General features: G+C 66.5%; 25 protein-coding genes. 9 read left to right on the top strand and 16 right to left on the bottom strand.

The window, feature by feature from the left end:
• Nucleotides 1-74: 74 nt before the first annotated feature.
• Nucleotides 75-944, bottom strand: coding sequence for a septum formation family protein (locus QI450_RS14575; protein ID WP_226775336.1), 870 nt, complete (start codon nt 942-944; stop codon nt 75-77).
• A gap of 291 nt (nt 945-1,235) precedes the next feature.
• On the opposite strand from QI450_RS14575, the gene QI450_RS14570 reads away from it, so the two are divergent.
• Both QI450_RS14570 and QI450_RS14565 read left to right on the top strand, forming a co-directional pair.
• Entirely contained in the window at nt 1,236-1,469 is a 234-nt protein-coding gene (locus QI450_RS14570) for a DUF3073 domain-containing protein (protein ID WP_226775337.1), read from the top strand.
• Nucleotides 1,470-1,595: 126 nt separating this feature from the next.
• The gene (locus QI450_RS14565; RefSeq protein WP_226775338.1) at nt 1,596-2,378 is read left to right on the top strand and encodes a VOC family protein; all 783 of its coding nucleotides are present in this window, start codon (nt 1,596-1,598) and stop codon (nt 2,376-2,378) included.
• Nucleotides 2,379-2,437: 59 nt separating this feature from the next.
• On the opposite strand, the gene purM is transcribed toward QI450_RS14565, so the two are convergent.
• The 7 genes from purM to QI450_RS14530 all read right to left on the bottom strand — a co-directional run bounded on the left by purM (nt 2,438) and on the right by QI450_RS14530 (nt 8,044).
• Nucleotides 2,438-3,610, bottom strand: coding sequence for a phosphoribosylformylglycinamidine cyclo-ligase (gene purM / locus QI450_RS14560; RefSeq protein ID WP_226775339.1), 1,173 nt, complete (start codon nt 3,608-3,610; stop codon nt 2,438-2,440).
• The gene (purF, locus tag QI450_RS14555) at nt 3,607-5,301 is read right to left on the bottom strand and encodes an amidophosphoribosyltransferase (RefSeq protein ID WP_226775340.1); all 1,695 of its coding nucleotides are present in this window, start codon (nt 5,299-5,301) and stop codon (nt 3,607-3,609) included. The genes purM and purF overlap by 4 nt, the downstream gene beginning before the upstream one ends.
• A 65-nt stretch (nt 5,302-5,366) precedes the next feature.
• Nucleotides 5,367-5,699: a hypothetical protein gene (locus QI450_RS14550; protein ID WP_226775341.1), complete on the bottom strand. Its 333-nt coding sequence runs from the start codon at nt 5,697-5,699 to the stop codon at nt 5,367-5,369.
• 75 nt (nt 5,700-5,774) lie between these two features.
• Nucleotides 5,775-6,209: a DUF6855 family protein gene (locus QI450_RS14545; RefSeq protein WP_226775342.1), complete on the bottom strand. Its 435-nt coding sequence runs from the start codon at nt 6,207-6,209 to the stop codon at nt 5,775-5,777.
• An 80-nt stretch (nt 6,210-6,289) separates the two neighbouring features.
• Entirely contained in the window at nt 6,290-6,769 is a 480-nt protein-coding gene (gene bcp, locus QI450_RS14540) for a thioredoxin-dependent thiol peroxidase (RefSeq protein WP_226775343.1), read from the bottom strand.
• A 176-nt stretch (nt 6,770-6,945) separates the two neighbouring features.
• Complete coding sequence (locus QI450_RS14535) at nt 6,946-7,107, bottom strand: glycine zipper domain-containing protein (RefSeq protein ID WP_226775344.1); 162 nt, start codon at nt 7,105-7,107, stop codon at nt 6,946-6,948.
• A gap of 31 nt (nt 7,108-7,138) precedes the next feature.
• Entirely contained in the window at nt 7,139-8,044 is a 906-nt protein-coding gene (locus QI450_RS14530; RefSeq protein ID WP_226775345.1) for a helix-turn-helix transcriptional regulator, read from the bottom strand.
• A 153-nt stretch (nt 8,045-8,197) separates the two neighbouring features.
• Between QI450_RS14530 and QI450_RS14525 the strand changes: the two genes are divergently transcribed.
• Nucleotides 8,198-9,043, top strand: a complete 846-nt coding sequence (locus QI450_RS14525; protein WP_226775346.1) for an aldo/keto reductase — start codon at nt 8,198-8,200, stop codon at nt 9,041-9,043.
• A 148-nt stretch (nt 9,044-9,191) separates the two neighbouring features.
• Here the strand turns inward: QI450_RS14525 and QI450_RS14520 are convergent, their stop codons facing one another.
• A complete protein-coding gene (locus tag QI450_RS14520) occupies nt 9,192-10,565 on the bottom strand; it encodes an aspartate aminotransferase family protein (protein WP_282358844.1) in 1,374 nt (457 codons plus the stop codon).
• Between the two features lie 28 nt (nt 10,566-10,593).
• Nucleotides 10,594-12,081, bottom strand: a complete 1,488-nt coding sequence (locus QI450_RS14515; RefSeq protein WP_226775348.1) for a CoA-acylating methylmalonate-semialdehyde dehydrogenase — start codon at nt 12,079-12,081, stop codon at nt 10,594-10,596.
• A gap of 182 nt (nt 12,082-12,263) precedes the next feature.
• Between QI450_RS14515 and QI450_RS14510 the strand changes: the two genes are divergently transcribed.
• The 5 genes from QI450_RS14510 to QI450_RS14490 all read left to right on the top strand — a co-directional run bounded on the left by QI450_RS14510 (nt 12,264) and on the right by QI450_RS14490 (nt 18,653).
• A complete protein-coding gene (locus tag QI450_RS14510; RefSeq protein WP_226775349.1) occupies nt 12,264-13,181 on the top strand; it encodes a LysR family transcriptional regulator in 918 nt (305 codons plus the stop codon).
• Between the two features lie 362 nt (nt 13,182-13,543).
• Nucleotides 13,544-14,893, top strand: a complete 1,350-nt coding sequence (locus tag QI450_RS14505; RefSeq protein WP_226775350.1) for an MFS transporter — start codon at nt 13,544-13,546, stop codon at nt 14,891-14,893.
• 48 nt (nt 14,894-14,941) lie between these two features.
• Complete coding sequence (locus QI450_RS14500; RefSeq protein WP_226775351.1) at nt 14,942-16,207, top strand: M20 family metallo-hydrolase; 1,266 nt, start codon at nt 14,942-14,944, stop codon at nt 16,205-16,207.
• The gene (locus QI450_RS14495) at nt 16,204-17,670 is read left to right on the top strand and encodes an amidase (protein ID WP_226775352.1); all 1,467 of its coding nucleotides are present in this window, start codon (nt 16,204-16,206) and stop codon (nt 17,668-17,670) included. Before QI450_RS14500 ends, QI450_RS14495 begins: the two co-directional genes overlap by 4 nt.
• Complete coding sequence (locus QI450_RS14490) at nt 17,670-18,653, top strand: aldo/keto reductase (RefSeq protein ID WP_226775353.1); 984 nt, start codon at nt 17,670-17,672, stop codon at nt 18,651-18,653. The genes QI450_RS14495 and QI450_RS14490 overlap by 1 nt, the downstream gene beginning before the upstream one ends.
• 4 nt (nt 18,654-18,657) lie before the next feature.
• Here the strand turns inward: QI450_RS14490 and QI450_RS14485 are convergent, their stop codons facing one another.
• A complete protein-coding gene (locus QI450_RS14485; protein WP_226775354.1) occupies nt 18,658-19,191 on the bottom strand; it encodes a DUF488 domain-containing protein in 534 nt (177 codons plus the stop codon).
• 95 nt (nt 19,192-19,286) lie between these two features.
• Between QI450_RS14485 and QI450_RS14480 the strand changes: the two genes are divergently transcribed.
• Complete coding sequence (locus tag QI450_RS14480; RefSeq protein ID WP_226775355.1) at nt 19,287-19,934, top strand: uracil-DNA glycosylase; 648 nt, start codon at nt 19,287-19,289, stop codon at nt 19,932-19,934.
• 10 nt (nt 19,935-19,944) lie between these two features.
• Here QI450_RS14480 and QI450_RS14475 read toward each other — a convergent pair whose 3' ends face one another.
• The 5 genes from QI450_RS14475 to QI450_RS14455 form a co-directional block, all read right to left on the bottom strand.
• The gene (locus tag QI450_RS14475) at nt 19,945-20,676 is read right to left on the bottom strand and encodes an aspartate/glutamate racemase family protein (protein ID WP_226775356.1); all 732 of its coding nucleotides are present in this window, start codon (nt 20,674-20,676) and stop codon (nt 19,945-19,947) included.
• Nucleotides 20,677-20,686: 10 nt separating this feature from the next.
• Complete coding sequence (locus tag QI450_RS14470; protein ID WP_282358834.1) at nt 20,687-22,126, bottom strand: amidohydrolase family protein; 1,440 nt, start codon at nt 22,124-22,126, stop codon at nt 20,687-20,689.
• 36 nt (nt 22,127-22,162) lie between these two features.
• The gene (locus QI450_RS14465; RefSeq protein WP_226775358.1) at nt 22,163-22,987 is read right to left on the bottom strand and encodes an aspartate/glutamate racemase family protein; all 825 of its coding nucleotides are present in this window, start codon (nt 22,985-22,987) and stop codon (nt 22,163-22,165) included.
• A complete protein-coding gene (locus QI450_RS14460) occupies nt 22,984-23,667 on the bottom strand; it encodes a GntR family transcriptional regulator (RefSeq protein ID WP_226775359.1) in 684 nt (227 codons plus the stop codon). Before QI450_RS14460 ends, QI450_RS14465 begins: the two co-directional genes overlap by 4 nt.
• Nucleotides 23,668-23,735: 68 nt before the next feature.
• Nucleotides 23,736-25,076 (bottom strand): MFS transporter, encoded by a 1,341-nt coding sequence (locus QI450_RS14455; protein WP_226775360.1) that lies wholly within the window; start codon nt 25,074-25,076, stop codon nt 23,736-23,738.
• Nucleotides 25,077-25,188 lie beyond the last annotated feature (112 nt).

Below are 25,188 nucleotides of genomic sequence, written 5' to 3'. Positions count from 1 at the left end.
ACCAACTGCCAGCCGGACCTTTCTCCGGCTGGCAGTTTGTGTGAGGGCCAAAACTCCGGCGGACCGGGGTGCCGCTAGGGAATCAGCGATTCCATGATGGTGTTCCCGGACTCTACGGCCACGTAGCAGTCCACCCGACGGTCGCCTTTGTCCCAGCTCGTGGAGCTCGGGTACGCGAGCCTGTAGCCGAGCAGATAGTCGGACTCCTTCGGCGTCAGCGATGCGGTTTTGCAGGTGTCCAGGGCCTTTTGCTTGAGCGCGTCCCGTCCCGGGTAGGAGTCCGCGTCAGCGTAGTGCGCGACGGCGACCAGCTGGGCGGAGTGGCCGGAGCTGCACTCGACGACCGTCGACGTCTGAGCTTCCGGGTCGAAATCCTTGAAGCAGTCTCCAAGCTGGAAATCCAACGGGCCGACACCCTCCAGCGGGAGCGGCCCACGGCTTGCCGGCGCCGACGGGGCGCTGGCGGCGGGAGAGGCATCCGCAGCGGGCTGCTGGGTGTCGCCGCCCAACGACGTCAGCCACCAGATCAGCGCGCCCGCAAGGACGACTGCGGCCGCGGCTGCGCCGATCCTGGCCGGACGCTGCCGGCGAACCCACCCGCCAAGCCGCCTGGCGTTCCTCGCGGCGGCCTTCCCTGCCCCTGCGAAGGTTGCGCCGGCTGTTCCCGCGGCTTCCCCGGCCCCTCGAGGCGCGCCCGCGCCGGCTTCCCCGGCGCCCGCGCCGGCTTCCCCGGCACCCGCGCCGGCTTCCCCGGCGTCGGGCCGGTTGACCGGCGGAACGGACGGGCGGACGGGGGGCGGGAGCTGCGCCGCTGGCGGCACGACCGGTGTGCCGGAGGTAGGCGGCGACGAGGGCCTCGGGGGGACCGGCCGCTCGCCGGATCCACCGGCCGGGCGAACCCCGGGTGTGCCGGCGTCCCCGGGCCTTTCGTTCTCTTCGGTCACTGAGAATTCACCACTTTCGTGCGTTTTTGCCGGGGCCGGACGTCCGGCGGAGGGGACCGTTTCCGGGAGCCCACAACGGAACTCTATCTAAGATGTTGGCCCGGCTGCATGCCGCCGGGTGACCGATAGGGGTGGCGGCGCACGCCACACTGTCCACGGCTGTTGCCGCGGGGAGCAGTTACCGCTGAAAGCATGTAATCTAGGTGTACGACAAATTGACCAAACATTCCGGGGCCTCACTAACGCCAATGGTGACCACCTCCGGTCCGAGTACAAAAAGGGGGTCACGCCATGGGGCGCGGCCGTCAAAAGGCAAAAGCTACCAAGCAGGCTCGGGACATCAAGTACTACTCCCCGAACACTGACTACACGGCTCTTCAGCGTGAGCTCAAGAGCTCTGAGGTTCGTGCACCGAGTCGATTCTCGGCTGAGCCAGTGGAGCCGGACTATTCGGCCTACGTGGATAAGTACGCGGACGATGTGGAAGAGGACGACGACGAGGTAGATTCCCGTCGGATAGGTTAGTCGAAACTTCCTTCCGGCATGTTCCTCCGATTGCGGATTGCCGACCACACGATTTCAGGCCCGCCGGCCGCCCCCAGTACGGGAGCGACCGGCGGGTTTTCTGCACTCTGTTCCGGAAGGAAAATTATGACCACCCATACGGAGTACACCGACGGCGAGATCTGCCGGACGGACCTGCAGAGCAGCGACGTTGAGTCCGCCAAGGCGTTCTACGCCGCGGTCTTCGGCTGGCACTACAACGATCTGCCCGCCCCGGACGGGCGCAGCTGCGCCCAGGCCTTCCTGGGCGATGACCTGGTGGCAGTGATCGCGCCGCAGAATCCGCAGCAGCGGAGCGCCGGGGTGCCGGGGCAGTGGAACGTGCACTTTGCGTCTTCCGACGCCGGTGACCTCGCTGCCGGTCTGGTCCACGCCGGCGGAAGCCTTGAGTTTGGGCCGGAGCCGGTGGGCGGCACCGGAGTGTTGGTCCTTTTCGCCCCGCCCGGAGGCGGCACCACCGGTGCCTGGCAAGCCGGAAGCCACATCGGCGCTGCCCTCAGCGGGGAGCCCGGTTCCCTGGCCTGGGCCGAACTGCTGACGCCCGAGCCGCAGACCGCCGTCGGGTTCTTCCAACAGCTGTTTGGGCACGACGTGACGGAGTATCCGCAGGACGACGGCGGCAGATACACCACACTGATGGTCAACGGCGCGGAAGTGGCCGGGGTTGCCGGGGTCCCGGCGGACGCCGTGGGTACGCTCAAGCCGGGGTGGCAGGTGTACTTCGGCGTGTCCAGCGTCGCGGAAGCCGTTGCGGCGGCCGTCGCGGCCGGCGGCACGGTCCTGATCGAACCGGACGAGGTCGAGGAAGCCGGCACCATCGCCACCCTCGCGGATCCGCAGGGCGGCGTTTTCAGCGTCCTGGAGGTTTAAAAAGCACGGGTGCTCCCGTACCGCCGGTTACCCGGCGGTGCGGGAGCACCCGGAGCGGCTTATGCGTAAGCGTTGACCAGCCGGACGGCGCCGCCGTCGACGCCCTTGGCGCCCTGTACGTAGTCCGGGCCGGTTTTGATGACCGAGTCCGAGTTTTCCTCGACGGTGCCCATCACCCAGGACGGCAGGCCTCGTTCGTTGAGGCGGTTCACTGCGGCGTCGGCCGCCTCCGGTGAGACGATCGCCACCATTCCCACACCAAGGTTCAGCGTACGCTCCAGGTCGGCCAGCGGGACGTTGCCCAGTTCGGCGACCAGCCGGAAGATGGCCGGGAGCTGCCAGGTGGAGCGGTCCACTGTGGCCAGCAGCCCCTGCGGCAGCACGCGGGCCAGATTGGCTGCAAGGCCGCCGCCGGTGACATGGCTGAAGCCGTGCACGGCTGCGCCGGCGGCCGAGCCGTTCACCGGGAAGGTGCGGGCCAGGTCCAGGCAGTCGGCGGCGTAGACGCGGGTCGGTTCAAGAAGTTCCTCGCCCAGGGTACGGCTGAATTCGGAGACATGGCGGTCCAGCGCCCAGCCGGCGTGGTTGATGACGCGCCGCACCAGGGAGTAGCCGTTCGAGTGCAGCCCGGAGGAGGCCATGCCGATCACGACGTCGCCGGCGCGGACGCGGTCCGGGCCCAGGAGGTCGGCGGCTTCAACAACACCTGTGGCGGCACCGGCGACGTCGTACTCGTGCTCCCCCAGCAGCCCGGGGTGCTCTGCGGTTTCGCCGCCCACCAGGGCGGTGCCGGCTACGGAGCAGGCGGCGGCGATGCCGCGCACGATGTCCGCGATGCGTTCCGGGACAACCTTGCCGCAGGCGATGTAGTCGGTCATGTAAAGCGGCTCGGCACCCACCACCACGATGTCATCGACCACCATGCCGACGAGGTCGAAGCCGATGGTGTCGTGGATGTCCATGGCCTGCGCGATCGCAACCTTGGTGCCGACGCCGTCGGTGGAGGTCGCCAGCAGCGGGCGCTTGTAGCTGAGCAGCTTCGAGACGTCGTACAGGCCGGCGAAGCCGCCGACGCCGCCAACCACCGAGGAGTTATGGGTCGCCTTGATGGCGCCCTTCATAAGTTCGACGGCGCGGTCGCCCGCTTCGACGTCGACGCCGGCGGAGGCGTAGGTGATGCCGACAGCATTTTGGGCGGCGTTCATCTCAGCGGCCGGGGAGGCGGAAGTCATACGGGCTCTTTCTTGTCGGCAGCAATGGAACGATCAATGCGATCGGCATCGGTGAGCAGTTCTTCGAATTCGGCGTCGGGGCCCGGATCGCAGCCGGTGGCCCCCGGTTTCCCGGCCGGATCCTCGTCCGGGGAAAATCCGGACCCGGCGTCGGTGGCAACCGCGGTGGGGCCGGTGGTGGCAGGCGCCGGGCCGGCAGGGGCGCCGGCGGCCGGAAGTCCCCCCAGGTCGGTGCGTTCGAGCAGGTTCTTGCCCAGCTTGTCTGCCCCCGGAAGTTCAATCGGGTACTTGCCAGTGAAGCAAGCGGTGCACAGGCGTTCGCGGGGCTGGCGGGTGGCGTCAATCATGCCGTCTTCGGAGATGTAGGCGAGCGAGTCGGCGCCGATGGCCTGGCAGATCTCCTCGATGGTGGCGCCGTTGGCGATCAACTCAGCCCGGGATGCGAAGTCGATGCCGTAGAAGCACGGCCACTGCACCGGAGGGGAGGAGATCTTGACGTGGACGGACGCGGCACCGGCTTCGCGGAGCATCCGGACGATGGCGCGTTGGGTGTTGCCGCGGACGATCGAGTCATCCACCACCACCACACGCTTGCCGCGGATCACGGATTCCAGGGCGTTGAGTTTGAGCCGGATGCCGAGCTGGCGGAGGGTCTGTGAGGGTTGGATGAAGGTCCGGCCCACGTAGGCGTTCTTGACGAAGCCGTGTGCGAAGGGGATGCCGGATTCCTCGGCGTAGCCCACGGCAGCGGGGGTGCCGGACTCCGGCACCGGAATGACGATGTCCGCTTCCTGGGTGTTTTCGCGGGCCAGCTGACGGCCCATTTCCACGCGGGACTCATACACGGAACGGCCTGCAATTGAGGCGTCCGGCCGGGCGAGGTAGACGTACTCGAAAACGCAGCCGGCCGGCGTCGCCTCGGCGAAGCGCTCGGAGCGGACACCGGCTTCGTCAATAGCGATGAACTCGCCGGGCTCGATTTCGCGGATGAAACTGGCGCCGACGGTGGCGAGGGCCGACTGCTCGGAAGCGACCACCCAGCCGCGCTCCAGCCGGCCGAGGACCAGCGGGCGGATTCCATAGGTGTCGCGGGCCGCGTAGAGCGTGCCTTCATCCATAAAGACAAAGCAGAAACCGCCCTTGATCCTGGGCAGAAGCTCCATGGCGGTCTGTTCGAGCGACTTACCCTCTTCGCCCTCCAACAAGGCAGTGACGAGGGCCGTGTCGGAGGTGTTCCCCTGTTTCATTTCACCGGTGAGCTGGCCGGCGTTGCGGTCCGCGATCATGGCTTTGAGCTCGGCGGTGTTGGTCAGGTTGCCGTTGTGGGCCAGAGCCACGGTGCCGGTCGCGGTCGCGCCCAAGGTGGGCTGCGCGTTGGCCCAGTGGCTCGCGCCGGTCGTGGAATAGCGGCAGTGGCCGACGGCCAGGTGCCCGGTCAGGGTGTTGAGGGTGGTCTCGTCGAAGACCTGGGACACAAGCCCCATGTCCTTATAGACGCTGATCCGGTTGCCGTCACTGGTGGCTATGCCAGCCGACTCCTGACCGCGGTGCTGTAGCGCATACAGCCCGTAATAGGTGAGTTTTGCAACCTCTTCACCGGGCGCCCAGACCCCGAAGACGCCACATGCGTCTTGGGGGCCCTTTTCGCCAGAGAGAAGGTCATGAGAAAGTTTTCCATCGCCGCGTGCCACCGGTCGATTATCTCACGTTGTGCGCGAGGACGTTTGCGGGGTCCGGATTATGACCTGCGGCCCGTTCAGGGCCCCTGCGGATCCCCGGCGTCCGGAACGGATTCGACGACGGCGCGCTCGGCCCGGCGGACGCTGAGGCGGTCCAGGATGAGGGCCGCGACGCCGCCGGCAATAATGCCGCCCGCGCCGCAGAGAATCATAAAGAAACCAAACACCGCACTGGCGTCGTAGCTTTCATCCCCCGGGAGTCCGTAGGCGAGGAAGGCGGCCACGCCGAAGCCCAGAAGTCCGCCCAGGACCAGGAATGGCACATACTTGGGCGCCCGGCGGACAGTAACGCTGCGGCGCTCGGGGACGTGCTGTTCGCCTGCGGTGCCGGATTCTTCGGGGGTAGACATGCCGTTAAGCCTACTGCCCCGGCAGCCACTGCTACCGCCGATCCGGCTGCGCTGCCGAAACGCGGACGGGCCCGCCTAGGCTGGAATAGCCGGTCCCGAGGCGTCGGCGATGATGGCTCGGACGGAGTTATTACGCTTGTTATGTGTGAGCTCCACCAAGCCCAACGCTTCCAGCAAGGGCGGCAAGTACATGCCAAACCGGCCGCGGTATCCCTTCCGCAGCCCGTACCAGCCGCCCACCGGATTGTCCGGGCGCCGCCCCCAGGCCTCGACAGTTCCATCGGCTGCCGCTTTGTTCTCATCGGCGGCACCCAATGGCACCCAATCGACTTTCTCCATCAGCCACAGCGGTAGGTCTTCGAGGGCCCGGAGGTGATACTTCAGTGTGGTGGAGCCGACCTGGCAGACGAGCGCAGGGGGATCAGATTCCTCGTCGCGGTACATCGTGTACTCGGAGGTCCCCGGGGCTGTCTTGAGGACCCACGGATCCAGCTTGGTTCCAGTTGCCACTTGGTGTCCGCCTTCGGTTGGGCCGCTGTCCGGCGCTGTTTGGACTGAGCCTACCCAGTGCGCCCGGCCAACGCGAGAGCTTAGAGGCCCAGCTCGTCCCTCAGCGCAGCGACGTGGCCCTGCGCTTTGACCTGGTACTGCGCCAGCTTGACCTTGCCCTCGGGGTCCAGGACCACCGTGGAGCGGACGATCCCGTCGGTGACTTCGCCGCCGACCAGCTTCTCGCCCCAAGCGCCGTAGGCCAGCGCCACGGCGTGGTCTTCGTCGGCCAGCAGCGGGAAGGTCAGCGCGAAGTCGCCGGTGAAGTGCGCCAGCGCCTCGGGCGCGTCGGGGGAGATGCCGAGCACCTCATAGCCGGAACCCTGCAGGGACGCCAGGTTGTCACGGAAGTCGCAGGCCTCGGTGGTGCAGCCCGGCGTGGCGGCCTGCGGGTAGAAGTACACAATGACGTTCTTGCCGCGGTAGTCGGCCAGTGAGACGTGCTGTCCCGCTGCGTCCGGAAGGGTGAAGTCCGGGGCAGGGGTTCCGGGCTGGAGTTTGACAGTCAGCTGGGGGCTCATAAAGGGTCCTTCGGGTCTGCGGAGGTCTGCGGGTCCGTCTGTTGGCACTGCAGTCTTTCCCCCCACAACCACCGCGCTAGGTAGGGTATTCCGACTTTGCCAGTTGGCCAAGCGGACGGGCAGCGCGGAACCACCGGTTTCAAGCCATCGGGCTTTTTCGCCGCGGAGGCCTCCAGCTACCTCTTGGTGGGGTCCTTTCGGGCAGCAAGGCCCACCAGCGCCCCGACGGCAACGCCGATCAACAGCCCGGTAAAGGGCTTGTCGGCGGTGGCAACTCCGATGGCAAAGCCAAGGGCCGCGCCGAGGAGCATGCCGATCCACAGGGATTCGTATTTCACAGCTTCAGGCTAGCAAGCGTCAGCAAGCGGGTCAGCCGGTGTTGGCGGCGCCGGATGCATCCCGGGTTTCCTGTGATCGCGGACTTTCCTCTGTTGCTGCTGACCCGGCGCCAAAGCTGCCGAGCAGCGCGAGCGAATCGGCGGAGGGCGATCCTGGTTTTGCTGAATAGAGCCGAAGCACCTGATCCGGGTCGTCGCGCAGGGAGAGGTCTTCGAAATTCAGTTCCAGGTCCCCGACGACGGGGTGGTGGAGCCGGACACTTCCCGCGGAGCCCCTGGCCACCCGGTGCCCGGCCCACCACTGGCGGAATTGCTCGCTGTGGACCGCGAGTTCGCCGACGAGCTGGTTGGCCTGGGCATCGTTGGGATGCCGGCCGACGTCCACACGCAGGGACCCGGCGGCCTCGGATGCGACCGCGGGCCAGTCCCGGAAAAGCTCGCGCGCGAGCGGATCAAGGATGATCCACCGGGTCAGGTTCCGCTCCGCCGCCGGCAGGGCAGGGAAATCGGCGAGCAACAGGAAAGCCAGGGGGTTTCCGGCCAACACGTCGGTGCGGCGGCCCAGCACCAGGGCTGGAACATTGCCGACGGCGTCCAGGAGTTGGCGCAGCGCGGGCCGCACACCCTGGGCCGAAGCCGGCGGACGCTGGGTATCCGCGCAGTTCTCGAGGAGGTCGATCATGTGCGCCTGCTCGCTCGGGTCCAGGCGCAGCGCCCGGGCCACGGAATCCAGCACGGCGCGGGACGGGTGGATGTTGCGGCCCTGCTCCAGCCGGGTGTAGTAGTCGGTGCTAACGTCAGCCAGCCGCGCGATCTCCTCGCGCCGCAGGCCGGGGACCCGCCTGCCGGCAGAGCCCGAGGCGAGCCCCGCGTTCTCCGGCGTCAGCCGTGACCGCATGGCTTTCAGGAATTTTCCAAACTCGGCGCTCTGACCCATGCGCTCCATTCTGCCGTGCCCGGCGCTTGGCTTTCTACGCCGAAGGTAGGACTCCCAGTCCTAGGAATCGCAGGGAGTGGAAAATCCGCTGACTTCACTTCGCTGCCTGCGTAGCATCGTGTGCAGGCCCATCCCCTAACGGAAGAAGTGATGATGACCCACGCACACGAAACCACCATTCCCACCGTGACGTTCAACAACGGCCTGCGCATCCCGCAGCTGGGCTTCGGCGTGTTCCAGGTTCCGCCCGCGGAAACCCAGCGCATTGTCGAGGATGCCCTGGCGGCCGGCTACCGACACATTGACACCGCCGCAGCGTACCGGAACGAGGCCGGCGTGGGTGCGGCGATCGCCGCGTCCGGTATTCCGCGCGAGGAAATCTTCATCACCACCAAGCTCCGTAACGGTGAGCAGGCCCAGGCCCGGGAAGCGTTTGAGAACAGCTGCAAGGCGCTCGCGGTGGACTATGTGGACCTCTACCTGATCCACTGGCCGGTGCCGTCCCAGGGGATGTTCACCGAGGCGTGGAAGGCGCTGGAGGAAATCCACGCCAGCGGCCGGAGCCGTGCCATCGGGGTCTCCAACTTCCTGGCCGACCACCTGGACACCCTCCTGTCGGCGTCGGACGTTGTCCCGGCCGTGAACCAGATCGAAATCCACCCCACCTTCCAGCAGCAGGAGCTGGCCGCCAAGAGCCGGGCGCTGGGCATTGCCGTGGAGGCGTACAGCCCGCTGGGTCAGGGCGCTGACCTGAATGCCGCCGCGGTGAAGTCCCTGGCCCACACGTACGGTGCCACCCCGGCCCAGATCGTGCTGTCCTGGCACCTCAGCCAGGGCACTATCGTCATCCCGAAATCGGCCGACTCAACCCGCATGCGGGAAAACCTCGGTGCCGTGGCCCTCCAACTCGACCCTGCCGAGCTGGCGGAAATCACGGCGCTGGAGTCCGGCGCCCGGGCCGGCGCAGATCCTGCCGTGGCAGCATTCAGCCAGATGTAGCCAGCCTGCGCTCGGGAAGGGAACACCGTCCGGACCTCGGATGGCCTGAACCGTCTGCGACAACGCCACGGCCCAGCGGTCGATGTTCGTCCGCGGGGCCGTGGCGTCCTTGCGTGGATCGTCAGTTCGTGGTGAAGTCCGCCCTTCGTCAGGCCGCGAAGCCGTCCGCGATGTCCAGGACCTCGTCCAGGATGGCGAGTCCGGCCGCTGTGTCTTCGATGCTGGTGTTGCAGGGCGGGACGACGTGGATGCGGTTGAAGTTCGCGAACGGCAGGAGGCCGCGGGACTTGCAGGCGGCCACCAGCTGGTTCATTTCCGGGCTGGAGCCGCCATAGGCAGCCATCGGCTCGCGCGTCGCACGGTTCTTGACCAGCTCGATGGCCCAGAAGACCCCGGTTCCACGGACTTCGCCCACCGAGCGGTGGTTTTCCGCGAAGCCGGCGAGTGCCGGCCCAATCACGGTTTCCCCGAGCAGCGCTGCATGCTGCACAATCCCTTCGTCCTCCATGGCGTTGAGGGTGGCCACGGCGGCCGCGGTGGCCAGCGGATGTCCGGAGTAGGTCAGGCCGCCGGGGTAGACGCGCTTGCCGAAGGTGGCCGCGATTTCGGGGCTGATCGCCACCCCGCCCAGCGGAACGTAGCCGGAGTTCACTCCCTTGGCGAAGGTCAGCAGGTCCGGGACGACGTCGAAGTGCTCGATGGCGAACCACTTGCCGGTCCGGCCGAAACCTGACATCACCTCGTCACAGATCAGGACGATGCCGTATCGGTTGCAGAGGTCCCGGACCCCCTGGAGGTAGCCGGGCGGAGGCAGGTAAATGCCGGCCGTTCCCGGAATGGATTCGAGAATCAGCGCCGCGATGGTGGACGGGCCCTCAAAACTGACCAGTTGCTCCAAATGCTCCAGGGCCCGCTGGCTTTCCTCTTCCTGGGTGGTGGAGTGGAACGCGGTGCGGTACAGGTACGGCGGGAAGAAATGGATGGTTCCGGTGCTGGCGTTGTCGCTGTCCCAGCGGCGCGGGTCTCCGGTGAGGTTCACGGCGAGCTGCGTGCCGCCATGGTACGAGCGGTAGGCGGAGAGCACCTTGTGGCGGCCGGTGTGGAGCCGGGCCATCCGGACGGCATGCTCATTGGCATCCGCGCCGCCGTTGGTGAAGAAGATCTTGTTCAGCTCCCCGGGGGTCCGCTCAGTGATCAGGCGGGCCGCCTCGGAACGGGCGTCGTTGACGTAGCTTGGCGCGATGGTGCACAGCTTCGCGGCCTGGGCAGCGATCGCGGCTACGACGGCGGGGTGCTGGTGACCGATGTTGGTGTTGACCAGCTGGGAGGAGAAGTCCAGATATTTGTTGCCCTCACCGTCCCAGACGTGGGATCCCGCAGCTGCCGTGATAACCATGGGGTCCAGGAGGTCCTGGGCGGACCAGGAGTGGAAAACGTGCTTGCGGTCCAGCTCGTACGCCCGACGGGCGGTCTCGGCGGTGTCCTTGATGTCCAGGATGCTGCTGTCAATTGTGGAAGTCATATCAAATGCCTTTCTGGTGTGATGCCGGTCAGGCGTTCTGCGGGAAGCCAAGATTGATCCCGCCGTGGCTGGGGTCAAGCCAGCGGGACGTGACAGCCTTGCCCCTGGTATAGAAACCGACGCCCTCGGTGCCGTGGGCGTGGGTGTCACCGAAGAGCGAGTTTTTCCAGCCGCCGAAGGAGTAGTAGGCCATGGGGACCGGAACCGGAACGTTGATGCCGACCATACCGACCTCCACCTCGTTTTCGAAGCGGCGGGCAGCGCCGCCGTCGTTGGTGAAGATGGCGGTGCCGTTGCCGTAGGGGTTGGTGTTGATCAGTTCGAGCGCCTGCTCGTAGCTGTCGACCCGGACCACCGACAGTACAGGGCCGAAGATTTCGTCCTGGTAGATGGACATGTCCGGCGTGACGTTGTCGAACAAGGTGGGGCCGACGAAAAAGCCGTCACCTTCCGAATCGGGGGCCACCTGGCGTCCGTCAACCACCACTGTGGCGCCGGCGGCCTCGCCGGCGTCAATGTAACCGGCCACCTTGTCCCGGTGGACGGCCGTGACAAGCGGGCCCATGTCGCAGCCCCGCATGCCGTCTCCGGTGCGGAGCGGCCGGGTACGCTCGGCAATTTTCGCCACCAGCTCATCGGCGATGCCGCCCACGGCGAGGAGCGCGGAGATGGCCATGCAGCGTTCGCCGGCCGAACCGAAGCCGGCGTTCACTGCTGCGTCGGCCGCGAGGTCGAGGTCGGCGTCGGGCAGGACAATCATGTGGTTCTTGGCGCCGCCGAGGGCCTGCACACGCTTCCCGTTGGCGGTTGCCGTCTGGTAGACGTACTTGGCGATCGGCGTGGATCCGACGAAGGAAACGGCCTTGATATCGGGGTGGCCGAGCAAGGCGTCTACTGCCACCTTGTCGCCGTGCAGGACATTAAAGACACCGTCCGGCAGCCCGGCTTCCTTCCAGAGTTCGGCCATCCAGTTGATCGCCGTGGGGTCCTTTTCGCTGGGCTTGATAACGACGGTGTTGCCGGCCGCGATCGCAAGGGGGAAGAACCACATCGGCACCATGGCCGGGAAATTGAAGGGGCTGATGATGGCGACCGGCCCCAGCGCCTGCCGGATCGAGTGGACATCCACATTGGTTGACGCATTCTCCGTGTAGCTGCCCTTGAGCAGGTGCGGGATGCCGCAGGCGAACTCGACGACTTCCTGCCCGCGGGTCACCTCACCGAGGGCGTCATCCAAAACCTTGCCGTGCTCCGAGGTGATGATGGCGGCGAGTTCGCCTTTGCGTGAGTTGAGCAGTTCGCGGAAGGCGAAGAGGACCTGTGTGCGGCGGGCCAAGGAGGTGTCCCGCCACGCAGGGAACGCGGCCCGGGCCGCCGCGACAGCGGAGTTGCCCTCGTCCGCACTCGCCAGTGACACCAGGCCGGTGACCTTGCCCGTCGCCGGGTTGGTAACCGGGGCCGTGCGCGCCCCGGCCGGGACGTAGCGGCCGTTGATCCAGTGCTCGATGATGTTCAAGGTGTCTCCTCATGCGGGGTGGTCAGTTGTTTGCCTTCAGTGTGTCCGGCGCGGCGGCGCAGCAAAAGTGCGGGCGCGTAAAGAGAATCGCTGCGCGTTTTGCACATTGTAAATATTTCCGCTGTCCGCGCCATCGGGCCCGCGCGGCAATGGTGCTGCGGGCGGGAATGCGACCATTGAGGATGACGAAGCCCTTTACCCTCACCCAGCTTCGGTACTTCGCGGTGGTGGCCGAGCTCGAAAATATGACCAACGCGGCCGAGCGGCTGCTGGTCACCCAGTCCACACTCTCTACGGCGATGGCCCAGCTTGAAGCCAGCCTGGCTACCCAGTTGTTCGTCCGGCTCCGGACCCGCGGCCTGCGGCTGACGCCGTCCGGCAGGCAACTGGCCCAGGACATCAAGGTGTTGCTGGAACACGCCGATTCCCTGTACGAGTCGGCCCGGGGGCTCGCGACGAGCCTGGTGGGGGAGCTCAAAGTCGGTGTCTTTTCGCCGCTGGCGCCGTTCAGGCTCCCGGCAATTCTTCAGACCTTCGAAGGCCAGCACCCGGGAGTGGAGGTCTCCTTCCTCGAAGCCGATCTTGCGAGTCTGCAGTCCGCCCTGCTTGAGGGCTTGTGCGATGTTGCACTTATGTACGGTCTTGGCCTGGGCCGCGGATTCACGCACACCGTCCTGGAGCGCGTGCCGCCCCATGTGCTCGTCCACGCGGAGCATCCCGCAGCCAACCGCCCCGAGCGCAGCATCGCGCTGAAGGACCTTGAAGGCGAACCTTCGGTAGTGCTGGATCTGCCGCACAGCCGGGAATACTACGAGCAGCTCTATGCCATCGCCGGTGTAACCCCGAATGTCCGGCACCGATTTGCCGGCTATGAAACGGTGCGGTCATTTGTGGCCAAGGGCCACGGGTACGCCATGCTCAACCAGCGGCTCCACAGCGACTTGACGTACTCCGGGGGGCGTGTTGTGGCGCTCACCCTAACGGATGATTTCCCGCCGATCGAAGTTATGCTGGTCCGCCCCGACGGCGTCACCCCCACCCGCAGGGCCCTGGCTTTTGAGCAGACATGTATCCGCCTCTACGGTGCCGCCCGGAACTAGCCGCCCGAAACCAGCCGCGACCATGCCGGCCAGCCGTTTTGGCATTGGCAAAATCGATCGATCGATCAAAAACAATCAATTGGACAGATGTGAAGCGGATCACACAGAGTTGCTGCAGTGCGGCGGCGTTGGCGACTTACCGGTGAAAAAATCCCCGCAGCGACGGCCTAGGCCGAATCCCTCAGCTCGAAAGCCATTCTGATCAAAGGAGATTCCATGGTTCCGATTCACAGCCCGCGTGTCCGAAACATGTCCAGGCCGAGTCAGGCAGGCAACACCGCGGCAACAACCGCAGAATTCAATTTCCGCGGCCGTAACCTGGCACAGGTCATCGGAAACACGGCGCCCCTAGCGTGGCTGTCATGACAAGCAACGACATCAAAGACCAGCCGCAGTCCGCCCGAACCGCAACGGAACAGGGCTCCGCCCCTGCCGTGCCCCGCATTACCAAGATGCAGCGCCGGGTGCTGGCTGGCGGCAGCATCGGCCAGTTCATCGAGTTCTACGACTTCACCTTGTACGGCCTCACCGCCGTCATCTTCTCGCAGGTGTTCTTTCCTGGAAGCAATCCCGTCACGGCCATGCTGGCCACCTTCGCGACCTTTGGCGTGGCATTTGTGGTCCGCCCCATCGGCGGGTTGTTCTTCGGGGCCCTCGGCGACCGGATCGGCCGACGTCACGTCCTGACCATCACGCTTATTGCCATCGGCGGGGCAACCGCCCTGATGGGGCTGCTTCCCACCTATGCCCAGATCGGCGCATGGGCACCGGTCCTGCTGGTCCTCTGCCGCCTTATCCAGGGCTTCTCCGCCGGCGGTGAATCTGTGGGTGCGCCGTCGTTTGTCTTCGAACACGCACCGGTCAACAGCCGCGGGTTCTGGCTCAACATCACCATCGCCGCCACTGCGCTGCCCTCAGTCTTTGCCGGCACGATGATCCTGATCCTCAGCCAGTCCCTGTCGAACGAGGATTTCACGGCCTGGGGCTGGCGCCTGCCGTTCCTGCTGGCTTTGCCGCTGGCGCTTTTCGGCGCCTGGATCCGCAGCCGGACGGTGGAGAGCGAAGCGTTCAACGAGGCCAAGGCGGCCCGGACCAAGGAATTCAGCCCGGTCCGCGAATCCTTCCGCGAGAATAAGCTCCGGATGGTGCAGGTCATCTTTGTGATGGGGCTGACGGCCATGGGGTTCTACTTCCTCTCCGCCTACTTCGTCTCCTATGTCCAGACCACCGGACACCTGAGCCGCGAGCAGTCGCTGATGGCCAACGCTGCAGCCCTCGCCCTCTACGCTGTCCTGCTTCCGATCGGCGGCCGCCTCGGGGACCGTTTCGGCCGCAAACCGATGCTGATTGCAGGTTCGGCAGCTTTGGCGCTGCTCTCGGTTCCGAGCTTCATGCTGGTCACCAGCGGCAGCTTGCCCCTGGCCCTGCTGGGCCAGGCACTCTTCGTCGTCGCGCTCTGCATTTACGGCGGCGGCTGCTACACCTTCTTCGTCGAGATCTTCACGACCCGGACGCGTTTCACCTCGGCGGCGATCAGCTACAACGGCGCCTACGCCCTTTTCGGCGGCACAGCGCCGTTCATCGGCACGGCCCTGGTCGGCAGCACAGGTGTTCCCCACGCACCCGGCTTCTACATGGCCGCCGCGGCCGTCGTTGTGCTCCTGCTCGTGCTGTTCACCAAGGTGCCCGAGACGCGCGGGCGCGTCGGCTAAGCCCGCCGCCGCCGGTTCCTCGACACCCCACCACACAAAGGACTTCCCATGAACTCAGCAGCTTTCCTCCAAGACTTCCATTTCGTGGCCACCATCGGCGCCACGCCCAATAGCGGCGTCGACCGGCAGGCGGCCACCGCCGAGGATGCGCAGACCCGCAACTGGTTCGCCAACTGGGTCAACGACGCCGGCTGGGAACTTCGGGTCGACGGGATCGGCAACATGTTCGCCCTGCTCGAGTGGACGCCGGGAGCACCGTATGTGCTCATTGGCTCGCACCTGGACAGCCAGCCGCTCGGCGGACGGTTCGATGGTGCCTACGGCGTCATCGCCGCACTGCACGCGGCACGGCGGATCGGGGCCGACGTCGCTGCGGGCGGGCCGGCGCCGCGGTTCAACCTGGCGGTGGTGAACTGGTTCAACGAGGAGGGCGGGCGTTTCGCCCCGAGCATTATGGGCAGCTCAGTCTTCGCCGGGTTGCTGCCGCTGGAGCGGATGCTGGACGTCAGGGACCTGCACGGCACCAGCGTCCGCGAGGCGCTGGAGGGCATTGGGTATCTCGGTACGTCCGAGGGACCCGAGGTGGCCGGCTACGCGGAGATCCACATCGAGCAGGGCCGGATCCTGGAGCGGGAGGGGATCAATATCGGCTTGGTTGAGAGCAGCTGGTACACCCAGAAACTGGACATCGAAGTGCTGGGCGAACAGTCCCACACCGGAGCGACGGCCATGGCTGACCGGCACGACGCCCTGGTGGCCGCGTCCAAAATCATCCTGATGGTCCACGACGTCACCGAGGACTTCGCGGACCAGGCCCTTGTCTCTTCCGTTGGGCAGCTGACGCTGGAACCGAACTCGCCCATTGTGGTGGCGCGAAGGGTGCATCTTGTGGCAGACCTCCGATCAGGCGATCCGGACATCGTCGCGGCTGCCCGGGCCAAGCTCATCGCTGACATCGACCTGCTGGCCCGCACACACGACATCAAGGTCAACGTCAAGGATTTCGACGTGCGCCCGATCCGCCGGTTCCCCGAGGCCGGGCTGGAACTTGCGGACAAAGTCGCCGCTGACCTGGGCCTGTCCTCCCGCCGTATCCGGACCATGGCGGGCCACGACTCGGTGGCCATGAACACCGTGGCGCCCGCCGTGATGCTCTTCGTTCCCAGCGTCGACGGCGTCTCGCACTGCGAACGCGAGTTCACGTCCGACGCCGACATGGTCACCGGAGTGGACATGCTCACCGGAGTCGCCCGCCAGCTCATCGACGGTGCCCTCGCGGAAGCTGCCGATGTGCCGGCGTCGGGCGTGGCATGACCGAGCTGCACTACCTTGACGCTACGACGGCACTGCGGCTCTTCCGGGCCCGGGAACTCTCACCGGTGGAATTGCTGGAAGCGGTAGCGGCAAGGACCCAAGCCGTGAATGGGGGCATCAATGCCCTGACGGAAACCCTGTTTGAGGAAGCGCTCCCGGCCGCCCGGCAGGCGGCCGCCAGCTATGCACGCGGACGGGACCTGACACCGCTGCTCGGATTGCCGGTCGCCGCTAAGGAGAAGCACGGGCTCAAGGGACGCACCCTCTCGCAGGGGCTCGTCGCCCGCAAAGGGGACCGTGCAAAGGCAGACCATCCAGTCATCGATCGAATCCGGCGGGCCGGGGGAATCATTCATGCGCGCACCACAACCCCGGAATACAGCTGCGCCACGGTCACCCACAGCCCCTTGTGGGGTGTGACCCGCAATCCCTGGAATCCGCAATATTCCCCCGGCGGCTCCTCGGGAGGCTCCGGGGCGGCGCTCGCCGCGGGGCTGGCACCGCTCGCCACAGCCTCGGACATCGCCGGCTCCACCCGGCTACCGGCCTCGTTTACGGGCACCGTCGGCTACAAAGCGCCGTACGGACGGATCCCGGGCCTGCCGCCGCTCTCCGCGGACCATTACCGGGGTGACGGCCCGATGGCGCGGACCGTCGCGGACACGGCGCTGCTGGCGAACGTGATGGCCGGCCGGCATGCCGCTGACCATACGTCCCTGGGCGGCGGCCTGGCGCTGGCTCTGCCGCCGACAGGTGCCGATTCGGTGGCCGGCCTGCGGATTGCACTGTGCGTCCGGCTGGGTAACTACCCGGTTGCTGCTGATGTGGAGGCCAACACACGCGCCGTGGCATCCGCGTTGGCCGCAGCGGGCGCCGTGGTGGAGGAGATCGAACTGCCCTGGACCGTGGAGCACATCAGCCGGACGATATTTACGCACTTCGGCTACCTGCTGGGCCCGGCCATGGAAGATGACACTGCCGATGCGCCGGAGCTGCTGGCCGCCTACACCCGGCGCTTTATGGCCGACGCACAACAAGCGGCCGGGGAAAATCGTTTCATCGACGGGGTCCGGGCGGAGACCCGAATCCAGGCCGAGCTTGCCGCGGCGATGGCGGGCTTTGATGCCCTGATCTGCCCCGCCTCGGCCGTCGCGGCGCTGGACGCCGACGGTATGTATCTTGACGGGATCGACGCCGGCGGCGTCCGGCTTGGGCACTACTGGCAAGCCCATATGACGGCGCCGTTTAATATAGCCAACCGGTGCCCGGTGCTTGCCGTGCCCAGCGGCATGGCCGAGTGCGGCATTCCCACGGGGGTCCAGATCGTGGGCCATCCGTTCGATGACGCGACGGTCTTCGCCGTGGGTGCCGCCGTCGAAACAGTGCGCCCGTGGGCGGACCGGCGTCCGGACCTGGTGGCGTCCGCCGGTCCTCCCCGCGGCAGGGTGGCTATAGTCGGATGATGGAAAAGCGAATCTTGGGTAAGACCGGACGGAACGTCTCCATCGTTGGACTGGGGACCTGGCAGCTGGGCGCGGACTGGGGAAACGTGGATTCCGCGCAGGCGCAGGCCGTGCTGGGCGCATCCGCGGAGGCCGGCGTTACGTTCTTCGACACCGCCGACGTCTATGGCGACGGCCGCAGCGAGCAGGCCATCGGTGCGTTCCTGCGGACCAACCCGGGCCTGGATATCACCGTGGCCACCAAAATGGGGCGGCGGCTGGAGCAACTGCCGGAGAACTACAACCTGGCGAACTTCCGCGAGTGGACGGACCGGTCCCGCCGGAATCTGGGCCTGGAGCAGTTGGACCTGGTTCAGCTGCATTGCCCGCCCTCCGCGGTGTACAGCAACGCCGAAGTCTACGACGCGCTGGACACACTTGTGGACGAGGGCGCCATCCGGAATTACGGCGTCAGCGTGGAGCGGACGGACGAAGCCCTCGAAGCCCTTCGCCACGACGGAACGGCGACGGTGCAGATCATCCTCAACGCCTTCCGGCTCAAACCCCTGGATGAGGTGCTGCCCGCGGCGGTAGCGGCCGGCGTTGGCATCATCGCCCGTGTGCCGCTCGCCTCCGGGCTGCTCTCCGGAAAATACACCGCGGACACGTCCTTCGCGGCGGACGACCACCGGAACTACAACCGCACCGGTTCGGCCTTCGACGTAGGGGAAACCTTTTCCGGTGTGGACTTCGGGCAGGGCCTGGCCGCGGTGGCGGCGTTCGAAGAACTGGTGCCCGACGGCGTCAGCACCGCCCAGGCGGCCATCGCCTGGATCACGGCCCAGAACGGCGTCAGCACCGTGATCCCCGGGGCGCGGAACCCGGACCAGGCCCGGTCCAGTGCCGCAGCGGCGGGTGTCGGCGGCATCGACGCGACGTTCGACGCCGGCGTCCACGAAGTCTATGACCGCTACTTCCGCGCATCGATCCACCCGCGCTGGTAGGCGGTTACTCTGCCGGGTACCAGAGCCGGAGGCCGTCAACGCGGGCGAAAGAAGTCAATGCGTGAGGTTTGGTGGACTTTTCCGTCATGATGTCCAGCACTTCGACATTCCGGAGCAGGAGGGCGTCGCCGATCAGGGAACGGTGGCAGCGCCACGGGACGGCTTCGGCGCACATAATCGCCGCATCGTTGGTCCGCCCGCGTTCCATCAGCTTCCCGACGGCGGCGGCGAATTCTTCGGTCTGCATGTAGTCCGCGTATCCCCGGAACGACGCGTTCCGCCAGGCGCCATTGGGGCTTCCTTTGCTGGTGTGCCGCAGACCGCCGAGGGATGCCATTCGCCGGTAGGTGATCCCGCAGGCACGCACACTCGCCGCAAGCACGTCCGCAGCAAACTGCGGATTGTGCCGGGACCTCGGGACGGTGCGCACATCGATCAGTTTCTTGACGCCGTGGGCTTTGAGGATGCTGATGAATTCGTCGATGGGATGAGTGGAATGCCCCACCGTAAAGATGGTCATGTCCGTCATGTCCGTCATGTCCCCATGATAGGGCGCCACAAGGGCCGGTGCCAGCGGCCCGGCGCCTGGATAGTCTAAGTAACCAACGAACTGCCAAGGGAGCGGGCACCACCATGGCACCATCCGCCATTGAGGACTTTGTTGCCAGGCTGGCGTCGGTGGAAACGGGTCCGGACTGCGCCAACTTCTTCGATCACAGCCTCCCCGCGAATGCGCTGCGCCGGCAGAATCTGGCGATTTACCTGCGGGAAATGCTGGACCGGTCCCCGAAAGTGCTGCTGGTAGGGGAAGCCCCGGGCTTTCGGGGCATGAAGCTCACCGGAGTCCCGTTCACCAGCCGCACCACCCTCCAGAATCCTCACGGGTTTGGCCTGTTCGGGCCGGGAAGCGGATACGTGCTGCCGCCGGATGCTGACGGCGTTGCGGCAGAGCCCACAGCAACGGTGATGTGGGAGGTCCTTGCCGAGCTGGACTTCCTGCCGTTGCTCTGGAGTGCGTGTCCGTGGCATACCCACGTGCCCGGCCGGCCGCTGTCCAACCGCACTCCAACAGCCGCCGAAACAGCACTCGGATCTCCGTTCTGGCGGGCGCTGGCCGACACCTTCGCGATCGAAACAGTGGTGGCCGTGGGCAACGTGGCGCACCGCAGCCTGCTGCGGAGCGGCCTGGATGTGACGAAAATCAGGCATCCCGCGCATGGCGGCCGGTCCGGTTTTAAGCGCGGCCTGCAGGAGCTGCTCGGTTCCGGCATCCCGGCGTAAGTGCGCCGGCTCAGGCCGAGGCGAGCAGCCTGCCCCAGCGCCGATCCAGCAGCGGTGCGCCGGCCAGCTTGAGGCAATGCCACAGCGTGACGGCCACCGAGTCCAGGACGGGAACGCCCGTCTCTGCCTCGATTTCTGCGGTGATGTTGGCGCCATAGAGGTTGGTGCAGAGGTAGATGATGGCATCGGGCCCGGCTGCCGCCAGCTCCAGCGAGCCCGGACGCATCTCTTCATCCGCCACGCGGGCGAACGATTCATTGTCGCTTAGGCCCAGGTACCGATGGTCGAGGGTTTTGATGCCGTCCCGTTGATAGGACGCCACGATCTGCTCGTTGACGTCCGCGGTGTACGGGGTGAAGAGTCCGATGCGTTCCGTGCCGAACGAGCTGAACGCCGCCATGTACGCCAGGGTGGAGGTGGTGGCCGGGATGCCCGTGGCGTCCGTGATGTCCGCCGCGAGCCGGCGGTCGTAGTCGACGCCCAGCCAGGAACCGGAAGTACCGTTCCAGGCGATGACGTCCACATCGGCGGTGGCAAGGAGTTCAGCGGCCGAGCGCATGACGGCGGCATCGAACTGTTTGTCCGAGGATTTGTCCAGGGCAATCCGGGTGACGGGGATCCGGGCGACGTGGATGGTGACGTCCTCACGGTCACCCAGGATCCGGTAGCTCTGCGGTTCGAGGCAGGTGTTGGATGACGGCACAATCATGCCGATGCGGGTGGCGCGGGTTGCGGAAGGCATTGCGGGGCTCCTAGCGGGTGGACTGGGCGGCGGGAACACGGACGGATGCAGTGGTGGCCTGATGCTCGCGGAAACCGTTGCGGGCCACGAAGTTCCCGACCGGGCCGGGGTCATGGAACCCGCCGCCGTCGAGCACCACACGTCCGGCGGAGACGACGACGGCGGGCCAGCCTGTGAGCGTCCGGCCCTCGAAGGGCGAGAAGTCGGTGCCCATGTGGAGGGCGCCGCCGTCGACAACGCGTTCCTCCGCCGGATCGAAGATGACCAGGTCGGCGTCGAACCCGGGCGCGATGCTTCCCTTGCCCGGGAGGGCGTTGATGCGGGCCGGCCCGGCGGAGAAGACTTCCACGAAGTCCTCCACCCGTGCTCCGCGGGAGGCCTCCAGCAGGGCGGTGAAGGTGACGGGCATCCGGGTTTCGACGCCCGGGAGTCCGTGCGGCATTTCGCGGATGTCGTCCGTGCGCTCCCGCTTTTGCGTGAGGTCGTAGCAGGAGTGGTCGGAGGCGACGGTATGGATGGCGCCGTCGGCAAGCCGATCCCGGAGTGCGGCGACTGTCTGCGGACTGCGCATGGGCGGGCAGCAGGCGTACCATTCGGGCATCACCGAGCCGTAGACGCTGTCGTCGAGGGTGAGGTAGTGCGGGCAGGTCTCGGAGTACGCCTCCTGGCCGCGTTCGCGGGCTTCGGTGACCAGGTCCACGGCGCCGGGGGTTGACTGGTGCACAAAGTAGACGGGGGCTCCGGTGTATTCGGCCATGGCCAGGGTTTCCTTGACCGAAACCTCCTCGGCCAGTTCGGGGCGGGTGCGGTGCAGGTATTCGATGCCGATCCGGCCGTCGTCCGCGTGCTGCTGCGTACAGTCCGCGATGATGGGGTCGTGCTCGGCGTGGATGTAGGTGAGCCCGTCCAGTCGCACCATCTCGCGCATGACCTTCAGGATCGTGTCCCCGTCCGCCATGGTGCTGCCGCGGTTGGTGGTGTACATCTTGACGGACCTGACGCCTTCGGCGGCGAGCTGCTCCAGTTGCCACGGCACAGTTTCGTCCCAGCTGACCACGGAGCCGTGCAGCGCCACGTCGCAGCGGGACTCCCGGGCCAGTTCCTTCTTGTGCAGCACGGCCGCGAGCGGGGTCTCCCGGGCATCGCGGGGGATGCCGAAGTCGATGATTGTGGTGGTGCCGCCCCACAAGGCGGCCGTCGACGTGGTCCGGTAGTCATCGAGGGTGCGGAAACGGCCGGTGATCTGGGCAACGTGGCAGTGTCCGTCGACGCCGCCGGGAATAACGAGCCGGCCGGCGGCATCGATGATGCGAACGCCGGCGGGGATGGGCTCGGCAGCGTCGACAAGCCGGTCGATGCGCCCTTCCCGGACCACAACGTGGGCCTCTTGGCGGCCGAAGCTGTTGACCACTGTGCCGTTGGCGATGACGAGTTCTGGGGTGTCTGACATCGGTGTCCTCCTGGGGAGAAGTAGCTGGTTGGCCGGTTAGGTGATGACCGGTTGCCGGATGGCGCGGTTCGCGGCGGTTTCGCCGCGGGCGGCGTTCTGCGCGGTGGTGAGGGCCGCCTCCAGGTTCTCCGAGAGGCCACGGCGGGCCTTGGCCGGGGGAGCGGCGAAGGCACCGGCGCGGTGCGGGCCGGAATCAAGTCCGACAACGGCTTCGGCCAGGCGGATGCCCGCCGAGATGCCGTCCACAACGGGCACCCCGATCTGCCCTCGGAGTTCGCGGGCCAGCCCGGCGAGCGGCGCTCCGGCGAGGATGACGACGTCGGCCCCGTCCTCGGCGACGGCCTGGTGGCTGAGTGCCAGCAAGGCTGCCTTGAAGTCCTGCTGGACCGAGGCGATGCCGTGGAGCGCTTCGTTGAGGGAGCGGATCGATGCGAGCCGGCCGCCGAGGCCGAAGCGTTCCACGCAGTCCCGGTACCAGGGCTGGATCCGGTCCGAGATGGCGATGATGGAGAAGCGGTGTCCCTGCAGGGCGGCGGCGCAAAGGGCGGCCTCGGTGATGCCAAGGACGGGGATGCCGGTGAGTTCCTTCAGTGCCGGCATCCCGGGGTCCCCGAAGGCGGCCACCACCACGGCGTCGACGCTGGTATCGGATCCCGGCCCGTCACGGGTGTATTCCGCGACGATTTCGGCCACTGCTCCCGCCGCGATCAGTGACTCAAAACGGGTTTCGATGTATTCCACGCCGTATCCGGCGGTCCGGACCACAAGTTCGGTGCCGGGGGCGGCGGAGCGTAGGGCTTCCGCCTCGATCAGCGCCGTAACGTCGTCGCTGATGTTGGGGTTGATAACAAGAAGTTTCATGGGTTCTTCCGATGAAGGGCGGGTTCTGTCCGGCTGAAATCCTCCGGAAACTGTTCACGGTATTTGCCGATGTGCGACGCCGATTGGGCGGCTGCCCGTTCCGGGTCGCCGCTGGCGATGGCGGCATAGAGGGCACGGTGTTCTTCGATGAGCTCCGGCAGGTCGCTGACGTGACGGAAGAGCCAGTGCATCCTGCCCTGGAGCGGTTCCAGGGCGGACCTGAGGAAGCCGTTGTCCGCGATCCGGGTGAGGGCATCGTGGAATTCGCTGTTGGCGCGGTGGGCTTCCATAATGTCGCCCCTGGCCAGGCAGCGGTCTGCCTCGTCCAGCAGGCCCTTGAGGCCGCCGAGGTCCTCCGCGGTAGCGCGGGCCGCGGCCAGGCGGCAGGCCAACACCTCAAGGGACTGCCTGACGTCGAACAGATCCTCGACGTCTTTGGGGCTCAGGGTGCTGACCTCGGCCCCGCGGGCGCCCCGGTCGCTGATGAGCCCTTCCTGGCGCAGCATGCGGAGCGCTTCGCGGACGGGGAGGCGGGAGACGTTGAATTCAGCGGCGAGGTCGCGTTCCACCAGCCTGGTGCCGGGAACGTAATGCCCTTCGAAGATCCTGGTGCGGAGGGTGTCCCGGACGGACTCCCGAAGGGGGCGTTCCTTGTCCTGGGTCTGTTCTGCGCTGTGCATGTTTCTCCACTTTCGGTTCTTTTCCGGCATAGCGTTCCCGGCTTCAGGAACAGGTGCGTGTGGCCAGCTTAGACAGGTAGCCGCTTGTTGTAGTTCAGGGTCAGCACGGAGACGCCCATGATGATCGCGGATCCGACGAAGTACAGCAGCGCCCAGGTGTAGGAGCCGGTGGCGCCCACGATCAGGCCGACCGCGATGGGGGTCACGAAGCCGGAGATGTTGCCGCTGAAGTTCATCGCGCCGCCGAGGACGCCGGCGTTGGTCCGGCCGCCCAGGATGGAGGGGATGCTCCAGAACAGGCCCACCCAGCGGAGGAAGAACATCACCACGGACAGGAGCACAACGGCGGTGGTGGGATCGGCCACGACGGTGACGCCAATCAGGCCGCCGATCACAACCACGCTGGAGGTGCCCAGGAGTGTGCGCATCACGCGGTTGGCGGAGGCGCCGGTGGACTGCCACTTGTCGGCGATCGCGCCGCCCAGGATTTCCCCGACGAAGCCGGCACCGAAGATTACGAAGGTGGACCAGCCGATGGTCTTCAGGTCAAAGCCCTTGTCCTGGGCCAGGTAGAGCGGGCCCCAGGTCAGGAGTCCGTAGAAGACGCCGTTGAAGCCCAGCCAGCCGAAGCACATGGCCCAGAAGGAACGGAACTTCAGGTAGGGCAGGAGTGCGCGCTTGCCCTTGCTTCCGTCGAGCTCGGCCGCGGCGTCCTCGGCAGCGTGGGATGCTTCGATGTATTCAGCCTCGGCAGCATTGACCCCGCGGTGCTGGCGGGGGTTGTCCCGGACGTACCACCAGACGGCAAGGCCCATCAGTACGGTGGCGGCGCCGGCCATGATGAAGGCGATGCGCCAGCTGCCGGTGGATGCGATTAGGCCGGCAATCAGGATGCCGCCCAGGCCGGCGCCAAGGGGCGCGCCGGCGTCGAGGATCGTGGCGCCGCGTCCGCGCTCTGATTTGTGCATCCAGATGGCGTTGAGCTTGCCGCCGGCCGGCATAACGCCGGCTTCCGTGACGCCGATGCCCAGCCGGGCAATGAACATGCTGATGAAGCCGCCGGCCAGCCCGGACGCTGCCGTGGCCGCGCCCCAGCCAACACAGGACGCCGTCATGACCTTGCGGGGACCGAATTTGTCGATCAGGAGGCCTACCGGGACCTGCATCAGCGCGTAGGTCCAGAAGAAGGCGGAGAGCAGGAGGCCCACAAGTTCGGGGGCGAGGTTGAATTCTTTCTGGATGATCGGCAGGGCCACCGAGATGGAGCCCCGGTCGATGTAGTTGACGGCGACCAGGACCAGCAGGAGCAGGAACATTTTCCAGCGGACGTTGGTGCGACGTTGCACGCCGTCCTTGCCGGTCTTGTCGTCGGGGAGGGGTACTGCGGTTTCAGTATTTTGAACAGACACAACTTCTCCTTTGCAGAGAGGAAGATTGCAGGCGGGGAAAAAGACGTGGGTGTTCGCGGGGCAGGAGGCCGGTTGGTGGGGCACCCTGGGTCCAATCCGGACGCGCCGGGCA

This window comes from Arthrobacter sp. EM1 (genome assembly GCF_029964055.1).
Lineage (GTDB): Bacteria > Actinomycetota > Actinomycetes > Actinomycetales > Micrococcaceae > Arthrobacter.
The sequence above is the reverse complement of the archived record's forward strand: the minus strand, read 5'-3'. Positions and strand labels throughout refer to the sequence as shown.

Bases quoted from the DNA above. Each gene is read 5' to 3' on its own strand.
- QI450_RS14470 (WP_282358834.1), bottom strand. From the start codon at position 22,126: ATGTCAGACACCCCAGAACTCGTCATCGCCAACGGCACAGTGGTCAAC.
- QI450_RS14565 (WP_226775338.1), top strand. From the start codon at position 1,596: ATGACCACCCATACGGAGTACACCGACGGCGAGATCTGCCGGACGGAC.
- QI450_RS14480 (WP_226775355.1), top strand. From the start codon at position 19,287: ATGGCACCATCCGCCATTGAGGACTTTGTTGCCAGGCTGGCGTCGGTG.
- bcp (WP_226775343.1), bottom strand. From the start codon at position 6,769: ATGAGCCCCCAGCTGACTGTCAAACTCCAGCCCGGAACCCCTGCCCCG.
- QI450_RS14490 (WP_226775353.1), top strand. From the start codon at position 17,670: ATGGAAAAGCGAATCTTGGGTAAGACCGGACGGAACGTCTCCATCGTT.
- QI450_RS14525 (WP_226775346.1), top strand. From the start codon at position 8,198: ATGACCCACGCACACGAAACCACCATTCCCACCGTGACGTTCAACAAC.
- QI450_RS14485 (WP_226775354.1), bottom strand. From the start codon at position 19,191: ATGACGGACATGACGGACATGACCATCTTTACGGTGGGGCATTCCACT.
- QI450_RS14495 (WP_226775352.1), top strand. From the start codon at position 16,204: ATGACCGAGCTGCACTACCTTGACGCTACGACGGCACTGCGGCTCTTC.
- QI450_RS14510 (WP_226775349.1), top strand. From the start codon at position 12,264: ATGACGAAGCCCTTTACCCTCACCCAGCTTCGGTACTTCGCGGTGGTG.
- QI450_RS14550 (WP_226775341.1), bottom strand. From the start codon at position 5,699: ATGTCTACCCCCGAAGAATCCGGCACCGCAGGCGAACAGCACGTCCCC.
- purM (WP_226775339.1), bottom strand. From the start codon at position 3,610: ATGACTTCCGCCTCCCCGGCCGCTGAGATGAACGCCGCCCAAAATGCT.
- QI450_RS14500 (WP_226775351.1), top strand. From the start codon at position 14,942: ATGAACTCAGCAGCTTTCCTCCAAGACTTCCATTTCGTGGCCACCATC.
- QI450_RS14505 (WP_226775350.1), top strand. From the start codon at position 13,544: ATGACAAGCAACGACATCAAAGACCAGCCGCAGTCCGCCCGAACCGCA.
- QI450_RS14475 (WP_226775356.1), bottom strand. From the start codon at position 20,676: ATGCCTTCCGCAACCCGCGCCACCCGCATCGGCATGATTGTGCCGTCA.
- QI450_RS14520 (WP_282358844.1), bottom strand. From the start codon at position 10,565: ATGACTTCCACAATTGACAGCAGCATCCTGGACATCAAGGACACCGCC.
- QI450_RS14460 (WP_226775359.1), bottom strand. From the start codon at position 23,667: ATGCACAGCGCAGAACAGACCCAGGACAAGGAACGCCCCCTTCGGGAG.
- QI450_RS14465 (WP_226775358.1), bottom strand. From the start codon at position 22,987: ATGAAACTTCTTGTTATCAACCCCAACATCAGCGACGACGTTACGGCG.
- QI450_RS14530 (WP_226775345.1), bottom strand. From the start codon at position 8,044: ATGGGTCAGAGCGCCGAGTTTGGAAAATTCCTGAAAGCCATGCGGTCA.
- QI450_RS14570 (WP_226775337.1), top strand. From the start codon at position 1,236: ATGGGGCGCGGCCGTCAAAAGGCAAAAGCTACCAAGCAGGCTCGGGAC.